The 16,347-nt window shown below is 32.7% G+C and carries 9 protein-coding genes; 7 read left to right on the forward strand and 2 right to left on the reverse strand.

The annotated features are described in order from the left end of the window. Positions 1-18: 18 nt before the first annotated feature. The 4 genes from AC6H33_RS05840 to AC6H33_RS05855 all read left to right on the forward strand — a co-directional run bounded on the left by AC6H33_RS05840 (position 19) and on the right by AC6H33_RS05855 (position 7,798). The gene (locus AC6H33_RS05840) at positions 19-2,232 is read left to right on the forward strand and encodes a DNA translocase FtsK (protein WP_497603944.1); all 2,214 of its coding nucleotides are present in this window, start codon (positions 19-21) and stop codon (positions 2,230-2,232) included. Next, entirely contained in the window at positions 2,232-2,624 is a 393-nt protein-coding gene (locus AC6H33_RS05845; protein WP_497603945.1) for a putative quorum-sensing-regulated virulence factor, read from the forward strand. Before AC6H33_RS05840 ends, AC6H33_RS05845 begins: the two co-directional genes overlap by 1 nt. 123 nt (positions 2,625-2,747) lie before the next feature. Continuing rightward, the gene (acnB, locus tag AC6H33_RS05850; RefSeq protein WP_497603946.1) at positions 2,748-5,294 is read left to right on the forward strand and encodes a bifunctional aconitate hydratase 2/2-methylisocitrate dehydratase; all 2,547 of its coding nucleotides are present in this window, start codon (positions 2,748-2,750) and stop codon (positions 5,292-5,294) included. Between the two features lie 125 nt (positions 5,295-5,419). Next, positions 5,420-7,798 carry a diguanylate cyclase gene (locus tag AC6H33_RS05855; RefSeq protein WP_497603947.1) on the forward strand — a complete coding sequence of 793 codons (2,379 nt, stop codon included), beginning with the start codon at positions 5,420-5,422 and terminating at the stop codon, positions 7,796-7,798. Here the strand turns inward: AC6H33_RS05855 and lolA are convergent. Continuing rightward, on the reverse strand, positions 7,785-8,300 hold the full coding sequence (lolA, locus tag AC6H33_RS05860; RefSeq protein ID WP_497603948.1) for a LolA-like outer membrane lipoprotein chaperone: 516 nt from the start codon (positions 8,298-8,300) through the stop codon (positions 7,785-7,787). The genes AC6H33_RS05855 and lolA overlap by 14 nt on opposite strands. Before the next feature lie 176 nt (positions 8,301-8,476). Between lolA and secA the strand changes: the two genes are divergently transcribed. Together secA and AC6H33_RS05870 are read left to right on the forward strand one after the other, a co-directional pair. Continuing rightward, on the forward strand, positions 8,477-11,050 hold the full coding sequence (secA, locus tag AC6H33_RS05865) for a preprotein translocase subunit SecA (protein ID WP_497603949.1): 2,574 nt from the start codon (positions 8,477-8,479) through the stop codon (positions 11,048-11,050). Continuing rightward, positions 11,047-12,249 (forward strand): ABC transporter permease, encoded by a 1,203-nt coding sequence (locus AC6H33_RS05870; protein ID WP_497603950.1) that lies wholly within the window; start codon positions 11,047-11,049, stop codon positions 12,247-12,249. The genes secA and AC6H33_RS05870 overlap by 4 nt, the downstream gene beginning before the upstream one ends. 2 nt (positions 12,250-12,251) lie before the next feature. Here the strand turns inward: AC6H33_RS05870 and AC6H33_RS05875 are convergent, their stop codons facing one another. Further along, positions 12,252-15,419, reverse strand: a complete 3,168-nt coding sequence (locus AC6H33_RS05875) for a YhdP family protein (RefSeq protein WP_497603951.1) — start codon at positions 15,417-15,419, stop codon at positions 12,252-12,254. Here AC6H33_RS05875 and mltG point away from each other — a divergent pair. After that, the gene (gene mltG / locus AC6H33_RS05880) at positions 15,349-16,293 is read left to right on the forward strand and encodes an endolytic transglycosylase MltG (RefSeq protein WP_497603952.1); all 945 of its coding nucleotides are present in this window, start codon (positions 15,349-15,351) and stop codon (positions 16,291-16,293) included. The genes AC6H33_RS05875 and mltG overlap by 71 nt on opposite strands. The last annotated feature ends 54 nt before the right edge of the window (positions 16,294-16,347 follow it).

The following is a 16,347-nucleotide window of genomic DNA, read 5'->3' on the forward strand; positions in this document are numbered from 1 at the left end:
CAAAAAGGAAGTTTTGGTTTGAAAGATACTCTATTTATACTCTGTTTTGGTCTTCTTATATATTTTGGATTTGCTACAATCTTTGGAGATACCGCTTTAATGGGAAGTTATGGCGCTATCTTCGCTTCATATAATCATAAATATTTTGGCTATATCTCTTACATATATATATTTGCTTCGATGGTTCCTCTCTATATTTTTTATAAACAGATCAAATTTAACAGCAGAGTAGTAGAGCTAACTCTCGCCTCTTTTTTAATTTTCTTTGCATTTTTACTTGCACAAGCACTTCTGGTAACAAATGAGCTAAGAGGAGAGGTCGTTGGTGATTTTGTTGACTTTCTATCCCCATTTATAGGGCTTTTTGGTCTTTGGGTTTTTTGGTTTATTATCACAATCTTGTCTATGGTAATCATTTTTGATAAAAGCGCTCATGAGATGGTGGATGCACTATATGCAAATTTTAAAAAATTAACTATTCAAAGTAGAGAAAAAAGCATAAAAAAACCATCTGAGTCTAAAGCTAAAAGCGACAATATTGCTAAATTATATGCAACTGCTAAAGATGAAAAAATGGAACAAAAAGCCAAAGAAGAGATTGTGCAAAATTATGAGGAGCAGAGTTTTGAGCCAGAAGTGGAGCAAGAGATAGATAAGCCTACTTATATTAGAAACGAGCAACCTCTCGATACAAAAGAGAGTAAAAAAGTAAAAGAACACAATATTTTAGAGCTAGTGCATGAGATAAAAGAGCAAAAAAACACGATAGTTGTAGATGAACTAGAAGAGAATGCAAAGCTCTTGGCTACTATCGAAAAAGGAAGTGTTGAAAAGCCAAAGAACTTTAAACTCCCCTCTGTTGAGTTTTTGCAAAAACCAAACAACAAAGCTCACAGTGTTGATGAGAGCGAACTTGATGGAAAAATAAAATTTCTTATAGAGAAATTAGCACATTTTAAAATAGATGGTGATGTTGTAAGAACTTATGCTGGGCCAGTTGTTTCCACTTTTGAGTTTAAACCTGCTGCAAATGTTAAAGTCTCTAGAATTTTAAATCTTCAAGATGATTTGGCAATGGCTCTAAGTGCTGAAACTATCCGTATTCAAGCACCAATCCCTGGAAAAGATGTAGTTGGAATTGAGATTCCAAACGAGAAGATAGATACTATCTACTTACGAGAACTGATTGATAGTAAACTGTTTCAAGAGTCATCTTCTCCTCTTACTATCGTCTTGGGTAAAGACATAGTTGGCAAACCCTTTATAACAGACCTCAAAAAACTTCCGCATCTTCTTATAGCTGGAACAACGGGAAGTGGTAAGAGTGTCGGTATAAATGCGATGATACTCTCTCTTTTATATAAAAATTCGCCAGACCAGCTTAGACTTCTTATGATAGACCCAAAGATGCTAGAGTTCTCTATCTATAATGATATTCCACATCTACTAACCCCAGTCATCACAAAAGCAAAACAGGCTATTGTAGCACTAAATAACATGGTTCATGAGATGGAGAGACGCTACGCTTTGATGAGTGAGAACAGAACAAAAAATATAGAGAGCTATAACGATAAAGTTAAAAAAGAGGGTGGAGAGCATCTTCCATACATAGTTGTTATCATAGATGAGTTGGCAGACTTGATGATGACAAGCGGTAAAGATGTAGAAATATCCATAGCAAGACTTGCTCAAATGGCAAGAGCTTCAGGGATTCATCTTGTTGTAGCGACACAAAGACCATCGGTTGATGTCGTAACTGGGCTAATTAAAGCAAATCTTCCATCTCGTATATCTTACAGAGTAGGGCAGAAAGTTGATAGTAAAATCATACTAGACCAACAAGGCGCGGAGTCACTCTTAGGTAAAGGCGATATGCTCTTTACTCCTCCAGGTTCAACTGGACTCGTGCGTCTTCATGCACCATGGAGCACTGAAGAGGAGATAGAAAAAATCGTTGATTTTATAAAATCTCAAAGAGCTCCAAACTATGACAAGAGCTTTTTGGTAGAGGAGAATGAAAACAGCTACTCATCAAATGAGAGTTACGAAGAGCTTGACCCTATGTTTGATGAGGCTAAAAATGTAGTACTTAGTGATAGAAAAACATCTATCTCATATCTTCAAAGAAAACTACAAATCGGCTATAACAAATCTGCAAGATTAATTGAACAACTCGAAAATGAGGGTATCTTATCTGCTCCTAACTCAAAAGGGATGCGTGATATTTTATAATGGCAAAAATATACTTTGTCTTTACAAAATTACAAAACTCTTTTAACGTGCATGTTAAAAATTTGGAAGAACTCACAGTTGAACAGATAAAAAGCATAGAAGCATTTGTTAGTCTCAGAAGAGGCTTTTTTGATTTTAATACATACACATTTTCAATCCCAAAAAGAGTTGAATTTATAGAGTTTAAAACTCTGATGGAGACTATTTTTACAAATTTAATCTGTGAAGAGATTATTTTTAAAACCCCACAAATGAGCAAAGTTGAGTATGGAAAATACAAAGGGATGCTCTACTGCGATTTACCAGATGTGTATCTTCTATGGCTAAAAAGTAACTATCATGGAAAAGATAGAGAGATTATTGAGGCAGAATTAAAATCAAGAGATTTATAAAGTTACTATATGAAACATATTTTAAATAAAATATAGAGAATTTGTTTACTATGGTAACACTATGTTTTTTGTGTTTCTTTATTTAGTTACAATCTTACTAAATTTTAAAACAGAGGAATAATGATGTCATTTATTGAAGATTATAAAGCACATATAGCAGAAAGAGAAACCCTTGGAGTCCCACCACTACCATTAAATGCTGAGCAAACTGTTGCTTTAGTAGAGATGATAAAAGATAAAGTGGGCGATATGGCTCAAAATGTAGATCTTCTTACAAATCGTGTATCACCAGGTGTTGATGACGCTGCGTATGTAAAAGCTGCATTTTTAAATGATATTGCTTCAGAGAAGATTAGCATAGCTGAGATTTCAGCTCCTCGTGCAGTTGAGATGATGGGAATGATGCTTGGCGGATACAATGTTAAACCACAAGTAGATGCACTGACTTCTAAAAATATTGCGGTTGTTGAAGCTGCAAAAGAGGCGCTTAAGCATACTCTACTTGTTTATGATGCTTTTAATGACGTAGAAGAACTTTATAAAGCTGGAAACACTCATGCAGCTGAAGTTATAAAATCATGGGCAGATGCTGAGTGGTTTACATCAAAACCAGCATTAGCAGAAAAAATGACTCTGACAGTATTTAAAGTAGCTGGAGAGACAAATACGGATGACCTCTCACCAGCTTCTGAAGCGTTTACTCGCTCAGATATTCCACTACATGCAAACTCTATGCTTGTTGCTAAGATGGATAATCCTATCGAGAGTATCAAAAAGCTAAAAGAAAAAGGCAATCCAATCGCTTACGTTGGTGATGTTGTTGGAACTGGAAGCTCAAGAAAATCTGGTGTAAACTCTGTTCAGTGGCATATGGGTGAAGATATCCCAGGTGTTCCAAATAAGCGTACTGGCGGTGTTGTTCTTGGAAGCATTATCGCTCCAATCTTCTTTGCTACATGTGAAGATTCAGGCGCATTGCCACTTGAGCTTGATGTATCTGAAATGGAAACAGGCGATGTAATTACTATCTATCCATATAAGGGTGAAGCTCACAAAGATGGCAAATGTATCGCTACTTTTAAACTAAATCCTAACACTATTACTGATGAAGTACGTGCTGGTGGACGTATTCCGTTGATTATCGGTCGTGGCTTAACTTCTAAAGCTCGTGGCGTTCTTGGTCTTGGTGCATCTGATAAATTTTTAACGGCTGAACAGCCAGCTGATAGCGGTAAAGGTTATACTCTAGCTCAAAAGATGGTTGGTCGTGCATGTGGCATGAGCGGTGTTCGCTCAGGAATGTACGTAGAGCCTGAAACATCTACAGTTGGTTCTCAAGATACAACAGGACCAATGACAAGGGATGAGATAGTAGAACTTGCAGCTCTTGGCTTCTCTGCTGATTTAGTTATGCAGTCATTTTGTCACACAGCAGCGTATCCTAAGCCATCAGACATTGTAATGCACCACACGCTACCAGACTTTATCTCTAAGCGTTCAGGTGTCGCTCTCCGCCCAGGCGATGGAGTTATTCACTCTTGGTTAAACAGAATGGTTCTTCCAGATACTGTTGGAACTGGTGCTGATAGCCATACACGTTTCCCAATTGGTATATCTTTCCCTGGTGGTTCAGGAATAGTTGCGTTTGCTGGTGTAACAGGCTCTATGCCTCTTACTATGCCAGAATCTGTTCTTGTTCGCTTTAAAGGAGAACTACAGCCTGGTATCACTCTTCGTGACCTAGTAAATGCTATTCCTCATCAAGCGATAAAAGAGGGTCTTTTAACTGTTGAGAAAAAGGGTAAGAAAAACATATTTGCTGGTCGTATCATGGAGATAGAAGGTATGCCAGATATGAAGTGTGAACAAGCTTTTGAACTCTCAGATGCATCTGCTGAGAGAAGTGCAGCTGCTTGTACGGTTTTACTAAATGAAGAGCCAGTAATTGAGTACCTAAAATCAAATGTAACTCTTTTAGAGTCTATGATTGAAGCTGGATACGAGGACAAACGTACTTTAGAGCGCCGTATAGGTAAGATGAAAGAGTGGTTAGCATCTCCATCACTTATGAAACCAGATGCTGATGCAGAGTATGCAGCGGTAATTGAGATAGATTTAAACACGATTACAGAGCCTATTTTAGCTTGTCCAAATGATCCAGATGATGTTGCAACTCTTAGTGAAGTTCTTGCATCTTCTCGTCCTACAAAAATTGACGAAGTATTTGTTGGCTCATGTATGACAAATATCGGTCACTATCGTGCTTTAGGCGAAGTTTTAAAAGGCGAGGGTAAAGTTCCAACAACTCTTTGGGTATGTCCTCCAACAAAAATGGACGAGAAACAACTAATTGAAGATGGTTACTATATAACTTTTGGTGAGTCTGGTGCTAGAACTGAAATCCCAGGATGTTCACTGTGTATGGGTAATCAAGCAAGAGTTGCTGATGATGCGGTTGTATTTTCAACTTCAACTCGTAACTTTGATAACCGTTTAGGAAAAGGCGCTCAAGTTTATCTTGGTTCTGCTGAGTTAGCTGCAGTGTGCTCTATACTTGGACGTATTCCAACTAAAGCTGAGTACTTAGAAAAAACTAAAAAAATCATTGGTAAAGAGAGTGAGATATACAAATATCTTAACTTTAATCTTATTAAAGATTATAAATTATAATCTTCATAGCGCAGATACATCTTCTGCGCTACTAAAAAATATACCTCTCATTATTAAGTAACAACACTCTTTTTATCTTCTTTTGTTAAAATATCTAAAATATTACATATCGGATTTTATTAAAAATGCAAAAAATATATAAATTTATCATTTTAATTCTCTTTTTAATTGGCGGAACACTTTTCTTATTCAACAACTTTATAAGCAACTACAACAGTGAAATAGAAAAAACAAAATATAAAATTAATGGTATTGAGGTTGCTCAAAAAGTCCAAAGATTTATACTTAAAATTCAAAAACTAAGAGGATATAGCCAATTTGATCAATTTTCTGTAAACGAAACAGAATATAACAATATACTAAGCAGTGTTGATATAATTAAGAGTGATGTTAAAAAAGATATTCAAGAGATAAAGGCTCTCAAAGAGTTATATCCAGCGCTTTATGATAACGATTATGACTATGTTATGGATGAAATTAAAAATATAATAGATGCTTCATCGCAAGATAAAACTATTCTTTATGAAAAATACACACACAGTATTGAAGAGCTAAAAGAGAAGGTTTACTACCTTGGTTTTAAATCAAAACTACTCTTAGAATCTGATGGTGACAAATACTTTTTTGTAGAAATTATGCTTAAGCATCTGCCAAATCTCATAGAAGTTGTAGGAAAAATCAGAGCAAAAACAAGCAAGGCGATTTTGGATAACTCTACTGACAATGATCTTTTATACTCTATTAAAAACAATTGTCTATTGTGTGAAGAACATATAAAACAGATATATAAAACAATAAATGAGATACATGATAATGTTGAAAAAACAAGACTTTTAGCACTTCTTGAAAATATAAGCAGTGAAACAAAAAAAATGCAGGAGTACGTTAAAAATACAGTTCTTTTGCATGATGCAAATATTGAGGCTTTAGAGTTTTTTAAAATATCAACTAGCGTCATTGATAAAATGTTTACGCTATATACAACAGATGCAGAATTTTTAAATCAAAAATTAAATCAAAAATTAAATGAGCTTGAAAAAACAAAATTTTATGGAGTTATAATAGGAGCTTTTGTAGTTCTGCTTATATTTATAACGATTGCCTCTATGGTAAGAAGCTATATGCTTTATGCAAGAAGTGAAAATAAGATAAAAAATAATTTAACATCAATAATAAACCTTAAAAATGATTTAGAAAAATGCAAAACAATCGAAGAAATTGCATCATCATCTCTTTACTTTTTTGCAAATAAATTTGATGTTGTTCAGGGTGCAATTTATCTATTTAATGAAGAAAATAATAAACTCTACATTGCTTCATCTTATGCTACAAATGAAATGAAACCTATTGTAGAGCTTGGAGAAGGGCTTATTGGAGAAGTTGCAATACAAAAAAAGAGTATTCATACGGAATTGAGCGATACTAAAAAAGCAAATTTTCGTATGGAAGAAATAACGGTTGAACCATCAAGTATCTGTACGATACCACTTATAAGTTATGAGAAAATATTTGGTGTTCTTCAACTAGGTTTTATTCAAAAACATGAAATAATACATAACGAAGATTTTGCATATTTTATAGATATGATCATAGGTTTTTTACGTGATGCAAAATATTTAGATACAAGTAAACAATATATAGAATTGATAGACAAATATGTAATCACATCAAAAACAAACAAAAATGGAGTCATAACAAATGTAAGTGATGCCTTTACTAAAATATCAGGATATTCAAAAAAAGAGATTGTAGGAAAATCACACTCCATTGTTGCACATCCAGATACGCCAAAAGAGCTCTATAAAAACATGTGGGAGACAATTCTTGCAGGTAAAATATACAAAGGTGAGATAAAGAACTTAAATAAGAGTGGAGCAGAGTACTGGATAGAGACTACAATAACTCCAAAAACAGATAAATATGACAATATTTTGGGCTTCTCGGCAATTATAAGAGATATTACAGATAAAAAAAGGATTGAGGAGTACTCAATTACTGACGCATTAACTGGGCTATATAACAGACGTTTTTTTGATACAAATTTCACTAAAGAGCATAACATATCAAAAAGAGATAATAAAAATTTAGTTTTATTGATTGTAGATATTGACTACTTCAAGCAGTATAATGACCATTATGGACATCAAAAGGGCGACGAGATACTAAAAGCAGTCTCATTGGCTATGAAGTCTTTATTTAAAAGAGCAAATGATTATGTGTATAGACTAGGAGGAGAGGAGTTTGCCATATCTTTTTACGCAAACAATAAAGAAAGCGCCATAGACAGAGCAGACTCTCTGCGTAAAAATATAGAAGATTTAAAAATAGAACATACATCTAGTAAAATCTCAAGCTATCTCTCTGTATCTATTGGAATCTCCTTCATACCAAAAGAGTGCTCAATGGAAGATGATGAGATATATAAGATTACAGATAAGGCGCTATATAAGGCTAAAAATATGGGGAGAAATAGAGTTGAAGAAGCATCTCTTAATCTCTTATGATATCAAATTCTAAAGGATAAAGAGGAGTAAATAGACTCTTATTTATTGATTGATTCTGTTTTTGATTTTTAAAGATAATTGTAACTCTGTTTTCAAACTCATCAAGATACGAGATAGATTCTATTAGATTGTCATTTTTCTTTATCTTAAAGAGTGTCTCTCCGTATGTAGCTGTATAGTTATCTTTTGAACTCTCTTTTGCATTTGCTATCATCTTAAAAAAGTCAAAATTTGATTCAATTTTTCTAATTACTACCTGCTCAATCTCGGGCTCAACAATAGTTACTTCATAATCGTTAATATAAACCTCTTTTTTTACAGGTTTAAAATAACTCCATCTCGCATTTTGTGGTTTAGTTGCCAATATATGACCATTGTAGCTGATTGTTTTATCTTTATCATCTGTAATGCTCTGAACAAAATCTGCATCAAATGAGACGATAGTATCCAAAGAGGCAAAGAGTTCAGCAGTAATGAAAAGTGCTATAAAAAATGGTTTCATTTTTATCCTTTATTTCTAAAAATTATATCTTAGTGACCGTTTACATATTATTTAATATACTTAGAAAAAAGAATGATTTCTTCGTTTATGCAATTTCTAATTATATGTATGATAAAATAAAAATAATTTCAATGATAGGTGCCTATTTCAGGCATTTATCTATAATAAGGTTGCGAATGCTACAAGCATTAATGGGTAAGATTTTTGGTACTACAAATGATAGAGAACTAAAAAGATACAATCAAATAGTAAGTAAAATAAATAACTTAGAGAGCAAATACAAAGCTCTTAGTGATGATGCGTTGAAAAGTGCGTTTAATGAGATAAGAGAGAGTGTTTTATCTGGCGCTAAAAATATAGATAACGTTTTGGTTGAATCTTTTGCGATTACAAGAGAAGCTAGTGTTAGAGTATTAAACATGAGACATTTTGATGTTCAGCTTATTGGTGGAATAGTTCTGCATGAGGGCAAGATTGCTGAGATGAAAACAGGGGAGGGGAAGACTCTTGTAGCTACTCTTCCAATAGTTCTAAATGCCATTAGTGGCAAAGGTGTTCATCTCGTAACCGTCAATGACTATCTTGCCTCAAGAGATGGTAATGAAATGCGCCCATTATATGAATTTTTAGGCTTTAGCGTTGGTGTTATCTTAGAAAATATGAATGACCCTGCTATAAAAAGAGAAGTTTACGGCGCAGATATTACATATGGAACAAATAATGAGTTTGGATTTGATTATCTAAGAGACAATATGAGTTACTCTCGTGAGAACATGGTTCAAAGAGGACACAATTTTGTTATCGTTGATGAAGTTGACAGTATCTTGATTGATGAAGCAAGAACCCCGCTAATTATTTCTGGACCTACAAACAGAACACTCAGAGATTTTAAAGATGCGAACGACATAGCTCTTAAGCTATTAAAAGATGAACATTTTAGCGTAGATGAAAAAGATAAAACAGTTCTTTTAACAGAAGATGGTATTACAAGAGCAGAAGAACTTTTTAAAGTTGAAAATCTTTATAGCCCAGAAAATGCTTCATTGTCTCATATACTCGATCAAGCCCTAAAAGCAAACTATCTTTTTGAAAAAGATGTTGATTATGTTGTAAATAGTGGCGAAGTTGTAATAGTAGATGAGTTTACAGGGCGCTTAAGCGAGGGTCGCCGTTTCTCAGAAGGTCTTCATCAAGCACTAGAAGCAAAAGAGAATGTAGAGATAAAAGAAGAGACTCAAACACTGGCTGATATTACATTTCAAAACTACTTTAGAATGTACAACAAACTAGCGGGTATGACAGGAACAGCACAAACAGAAGCTTCAGAATTTGCACAAATCTACTCTTTAGATGTTATCTCCATACCTACAAATATACCTATTTCAAGAAAAGATTTAAATGACTTGATTTATAAAACAGAAAAAGAGAAGTTTGAAGCAGTTATAAATACTATTAAAAAACTCTCATCTACTGGTCAGCCTATTCTTATAGGAACAGCATCTATAGAGAAGTCAGAGGTGCTACATGAGGTGCTTAAAAAAGAAAAAATTGCACATACTGTTTTAAATGCTAAAAATCATGCGCAAGAGGGTGAAATCATCAAAAATGCTGGTGCAAAAGGTGCTGTAACTATTGCTACTAATATGGCTGGACGTGGTGTTGACATCAAAGTTAATGATGAAGTAAAAGCTCTTGGCGGTCTCTATATTATAGGTACAGAACGTCATGAAAACAGAAGAATTGATAATCAACTTCGTGGAAGAAGTGGTCGCCAAGGAGATAATGGAACGACACAATTTTATCTCTCATTAGAAGATTCTCTTCTGCGTATATTTGGAAGTGATAAGATTAAGAGTATCATGGAGAGACTTGGTGTTGAAGATGGAGAGTATATAGAGTCAAAAATGGTAACACGTGCAGTTGAAAAAGCTCAGAAAAAAGTTGAAAACATGCACTATGAGGGTAGAAAACATATTGTTGAATATGACGATGTTGCAAATGAGCAGAGAAAAATCGTATATAAATTTAGAAATCAACTACTTGACCCAGAGTTTGATATATCTGTAAAAGTTGATGATATTAGAGTTGAGTATGTAGCTCATCTTTTAGCTAATGCTTCTATCTTTAACGGTGGAATAAAAGAGGACTTTAATCTAGAAAAACTATTTAAGCTTCTTCACGAAGAGATAAATTTAGAGCTAAATCCAGATGATTTTACATCTTACGAGTATGAAGAATTGTTAGATGCCCTAACACAAAAGATTAAAAGCAACTATGATAAAAAAATGGGTGTACTTGATGCATCTATTTGCAGTGAAATAGAGAGAGAACTATACTTAAAAGAGCTAGACAATGCATGGAGAGAACATCTTTATGCTATGGATAATATGAAAACAGGTATAAGACTGCGTGCTTATAACCAAAAAGACCCACTTGTTGAGTATAAAAAAGAGAGTTTCAACCTCTTTACAGAGCTTGTTGAAGATATAAAATTTAACACTATAAAAACTCTTCAGATTATTCAATTTAGAGTACAGGACCCAGAAGAAGAGGCGAGAGAAGTAGCCCAGAAACTAGAGCTACAAAGAAAGATAAATGAAGCTGCAATCCAATTTAATCATTATCAAAATGAATTAGAAAATGAGAGTAAAAAAATATCTAGAAATGATCTTTGCCCTTGTGGAAGCGGAAAAAAATACAAACTTTGCTGCGGTAAAAGTGGTCCAAAAAAAGGTATGTTTGCTTCTTGAAAACATCAATAGTCCCATATTTAGTAAAAAGATTTTTACGATTTGACAATGAACAGCCTTTTATATTTCTATCTGCTCTTTTAGCATTTTTGGGAATATCTCTTGGCGTTATGGTTCTTTTAATAGCAATGGCTCTTATGAATGGATTTGATAATGAGTTTAAAAAAAAGCTAACCATTATGAACTATCCACTAACTATAACTCCTAAATTTTATGGTGCTGTTAATGAAGACCTGCTTCTTGATTTAGAGATTAAATTTCCAAACTTGAGCTTTAGCCCTTACGTTCAATCTGCAATTATGGCTAGAAGTGGCTCTAGACTTGAGGGTGGATACCTATTTGGTGTTGATTTTAAGAGTGAAGTAAAAGTAAATAGTGTATTAAAAGAGGCAATAAAAGATCAGAGTTTTGATAAATTTGATGTTCTTATTGGTAAAACATTAAAAGATGAATTTGCACTCTCAAATGATGATAAATTAATGTATATCTTTACTCATGTAGAGCCTGGCGGGATGAATGTTACGCCAAAAATTAAAAGATTTACCGTAAAAGGTGTTTTTGACTCTGGGCTATCAGCTTATGACAAGGCATACAACTATACTACAATTGCTTCTCTTCAAGCGATGCTTAACTTGCCAAGTAATCAGTATAGTGGTATTCATGTTTTTTCACAAAATCCACAAGAGGACATTTTAAAACTTAAAGAACATATCTCTCAAAGCGTAAGTATAAAAGGGTGGTGGGAAGATAATGTAAACTTTTTTGCTGCCTTAGAGCTAGAGAAAGCTTCACTCTTTATAGTTTTAATGCTTATCATACTCATAGCAGCTATAAATATCATCTCATCTCTTTTGATGACTGTTATGAACAGAAGAAGCGAGATAGCGCTACTGCTCTCTTTAGGCGCTACTCCAGCTGAGATTAAAAAAGTTTTCTTATATCTTGGTATTGTTATAGGTACAAGCGGTATTTTAGCTGGTATTGCTCTTGGAATGAGCGGTTTATGGGTTCTTAGTACTTTTGATATAGTACATCTTCCAAAAGATGTATATCCAACATCAACACTACCACTTGATTTAAGCGTAAAAGATTTTTTATCTATTGTGTTTGGAGCATTTGTAATTGTAATTATCTCATCATTTTATCCTGCAAAAAAAGCAAGTGAAGTAGATATTTTAACTGTTCTTAGAAATGAGTAGAGTTAATTTTTATCCTTGTTATCTTTAAATAATTCAAGAGGATACATAAGCGTTCTCTTGATTATATTATAAGGTGCGACCGCAATATCTTTTGCTAATTGAGTGTTTACATCTGGGTCATCAAGCGCTCCAGTAACTGTTAATGTAGTGGAGACACTCTCTTCTCCAAGTAAAATATGTCCAAGAAGCGGTATCTTTGAGAGAGAACTTCCGATTTGTGTCTTCAAGTTAAGGTCTAAATTGACACTATTTTCTTTTATACTAGCTTCTCCAAATCCCGCAATCTCTATCTCTTTTGACTTTAAGTATATATCACTGATTTTATAGACATCATTTTTAAATTTAAAATTCATGTATGTATTTTTAGCTTCGACTCCATTTTTGTTATATCCTGGGAGGGAAAATGTTACAAGAGATGGAACTGTGTTTACAAAGGCAAGGATATTATTTAAGATTTTGTAATCTAGTATGGTTGTGTCTGTAATGTTTACTGTGCCGCCGTACTCATCCAAAAGTCCATTGATATAAAACTCCATTGAGCCACCTTTAAATTTTGAGAGAGAAAAGAGTTTTTCCATAAATTCATCATTGAAGTTTTCTCCATAAAGATGAAAACCATCATCTTTAAGTAAAAATGTTGCTTTACCATCTTTATGTCTTAGCTCTGCTGAGAAAATATTGTTTATATACTTAAAATTTATACTTTGCGATATTACATGTCTGTTCTCACTAAGATAAATATAGCTATCTGTTGCGTTTACATACACGGGAATATTCTCTTTTGTACTCTCTTTTGTAGAGTTTTCATCACTAAATATATTAATGATTTCATTAACATCAACGCCTATATTGTCTGCTTTTATAGTTATCTCATCTTTTATTTTTATATCTATTAGATTATTTATATTTAAAACCGCTTGGCTGCTTTTTGTGTTATATTTTCCATTAACTAGATATTTTTCAATAGGAATATTTTCATCTACAAGAAATTTATGTTCATAGTCCAAATCAAGACTAAATAGTATATTTTCATTATCTTTCTTTTTTTCTACTCTCAATGTTCCATCAACAAGTTTATATTTTTCTAAAAATTTTGAGTTTTTTGAAATCTTATCAAGAGAGTTTAATTGCAATAACCAATTACCATCACTTAATATATACTCTAGTCTATACTCCTTAGAACTTAAGTATATTTTGTTGTTTTTATTTTGAAAAAATAGCTGAGTATTCTTTTCATTTTTAAATACTTCTCCAAAAGTAGAATTTTGTATTGTTGTATTATTCATATCTATAAGACCAAGATTATTCTTGAGATTATAATCCATGCTAACTTTTGATTTTAAAATATCTTTATAATCAAGTGCTAAATTTTTTAGGCTAATAGAGCTATCAGAAATATCAACAAGCATATTGTTTACATTTATCATCTGCTTATCTAAAGCTAAATTTATAGGGCTTTTTGAAGATATAGAAGTTATATCTTTATCATGTGTAAGTTTTAGTTTTGCTACTTGCTTGTCTAAATTTAAGCCTAAAAAATCAAGTTTTTTAACTACTACATCTAAATTGAGCTTTGTTGGTTTTAAAAAAATATCTCCAAAAACACTCAAAGAGGCAAGGTCGGAGAGTTCAACTTTTGTAGGCGGAATTTTTGCTTTTAGATTTTTTATATCAAATGGTATATTTATGGCATCTATTTTTATATTCTGATTTTTATAATTCCATCTTGATTTATCAATTTCTAAGTAATCTTGCTCTGGCGAGATAAAGTATGTTGATAAAAGCGGTGTCGAGCCATTTACTAAAGAAAGATTGCTATCTTTAAATTTAATTGAATCAAACTTGAAAACTAACTTTCCACTTGAGGTTTTACCGCTAAAATCTAAATCTACATGTGAAGAAGCTATATCTTCATATCTTGCTAACATATTTTTAACTTCTACATCTGAGTTATTTATGGAGATATTTGCATCATATATATCTATATCTAGCCCAAGATAGTTTATCTGCGCATCTTTTGCGTATAGGTTTCCAGATGCTTCAACATCAGTTGAGATTAGATTGATTGCAAGTGTAAGCTCTGTATCAAGTAAGCCTCTGTTTTGAATGAACGGAAGGTTTATCCCATATCTATTAAGTAGATATAGTAAATCTTTATTAGCACTTCCCTGAAAAAGTAGATAGAGCGTTAGAAGTTCTTCTTGCTTCGTAAAATCAATATTTAACCAGCTTTTATCAAGAAAAAAATCATACGTGTAAGCATTTTTTGGTCTTATATATAGAACTCCATCTTTAAATTCTAAGTTCGTAGCCTTAGTTCTGATTGGAGATAGTTTTGTGTCGTAAGTGTAGATTAAATCATTTGCGATAGCTTTTGCATAAATATTTAAATATGCTTCTTCTATTTTTTCATACTCAAACCAACCATAAAACGAGTTAATGTTTAGGCTTGAGAGTTTTATAGCGTCATCAACCCAATACTTCACTCTTTCATCAATACTAAAGAGCGTTAATATTTGCTTTGGATTTTTTATTGGTTTATCTGACTCTAGAGCGTAGTACAACTTGTTTTTGTCACTATTTATATATATCTTGAGTATTGCACTTTTTTTTATATCTAGTACAAGTGAAGCAACAAACTCTAATCTGTCTCGTAAATCAAAGATAATATCACCGTCAATGTCTATATCTTTGTCTATGATCTTACATTTTTCAATATCAAGATGAAAAAGAGCATTCCGAAATGAGAGCGTGGCATCCAACTCTGCATATGGAGAAGATATTTTTAAAAATCCATCTTTCGAGTCGCTATAATTAAGTACTATATCTGCTTGATTAAAAGAAATTTTATCTATTGTTATCTCTTTAAATATAGTTAAATAGACTAGATTTATTTTAAGTGATTTTAAAATATCTTGAACGTCATCAATTGTAAAGTCTTGATTTTTCTGCTCTTTTACAGTAATCTCTTTTATGTAGAGCGTTATCTTTTTATCGCATTTTATGTATAATTTATCAACATTGATGTTTGCAAATGATATATTTTGTAAGAAGATTCCATTTTGTAAAAATATAAACAAAGTAAAGAGAAGTAAAAATATGAATGATAAAGCGCTAATAATTATGAAATGGATTTTTGAAATTGTACTAATAATTATATTATCGTTCATGTATTACCTAAATAAGCCTGTAAATTCCCCTAGAGTGATATACATTCCTGAAGGTTCTATTGGCAAGATTATAACACAAATGCATAATAAAAATTACAACGTAAGTAAGCTTGACACTTTTTTACTCAGAATATTTGGCTCACCACAAAGTGGCTGGATAAATATGAAAACTACACTTAACAGTAGATGGGATTTTTTATATAAACTAACAACTGCAAAAGCTGAGCTTCAAGAGATAACACTTATCCCAGGAGAGACGACATATATTTTTTTAGAGCAGTTATCTCAGCAATTAAGACTCAATAGAGATGTTTTAGAAAAAGAGTACGCTCTTCAAACGTCTTGGATTGAGGGTGCTTTTGTTCCAAATACATATAAATTACCAATGGGAATTACAGAAAGAGTTGTTATTAGAGTTTTACTTAATGAGTCTTTATCTCAAATGAAAAATTTATCTCAAAAAGTCTTTGGATTATATAATGAAAAGAAATGGTTTCAATTTGTAACAATTGCCTCTATTATAGAGAAAGAATCTGCCAATATAAAGGAGATGCCACTAGTGAGTTCCGTTATATACAACAGAATTAAAAAAGGTATGAAACTTCAGATGGATGGAACTCTAAACTATGGGCAATATTCACATATAAAAGTAACCCCAGCAAGAATAAGAGAAGACACATCAACATATAACACATACCTACATAACGGCATTCCAGAGTATCCTGTATGTAATGTAAGCGTCAGCGCTATAAGAGCCGCTATATTTCCAGCAAAGAGCGAGTATCTCTACTTTATGAGATCAAAAAAAGGAACACATGATTTCTCGTGTAACTATTCTACACATTTGGACAATATTAACCGTGCTACTAAATGAAACATTATTTAAAGAAAACTAAATACTCAGGTAATGTTTAGCCATATTATTCAT

It is taken from the genome of Sulfurimonas limnophila (assembly GCF_059705345.1).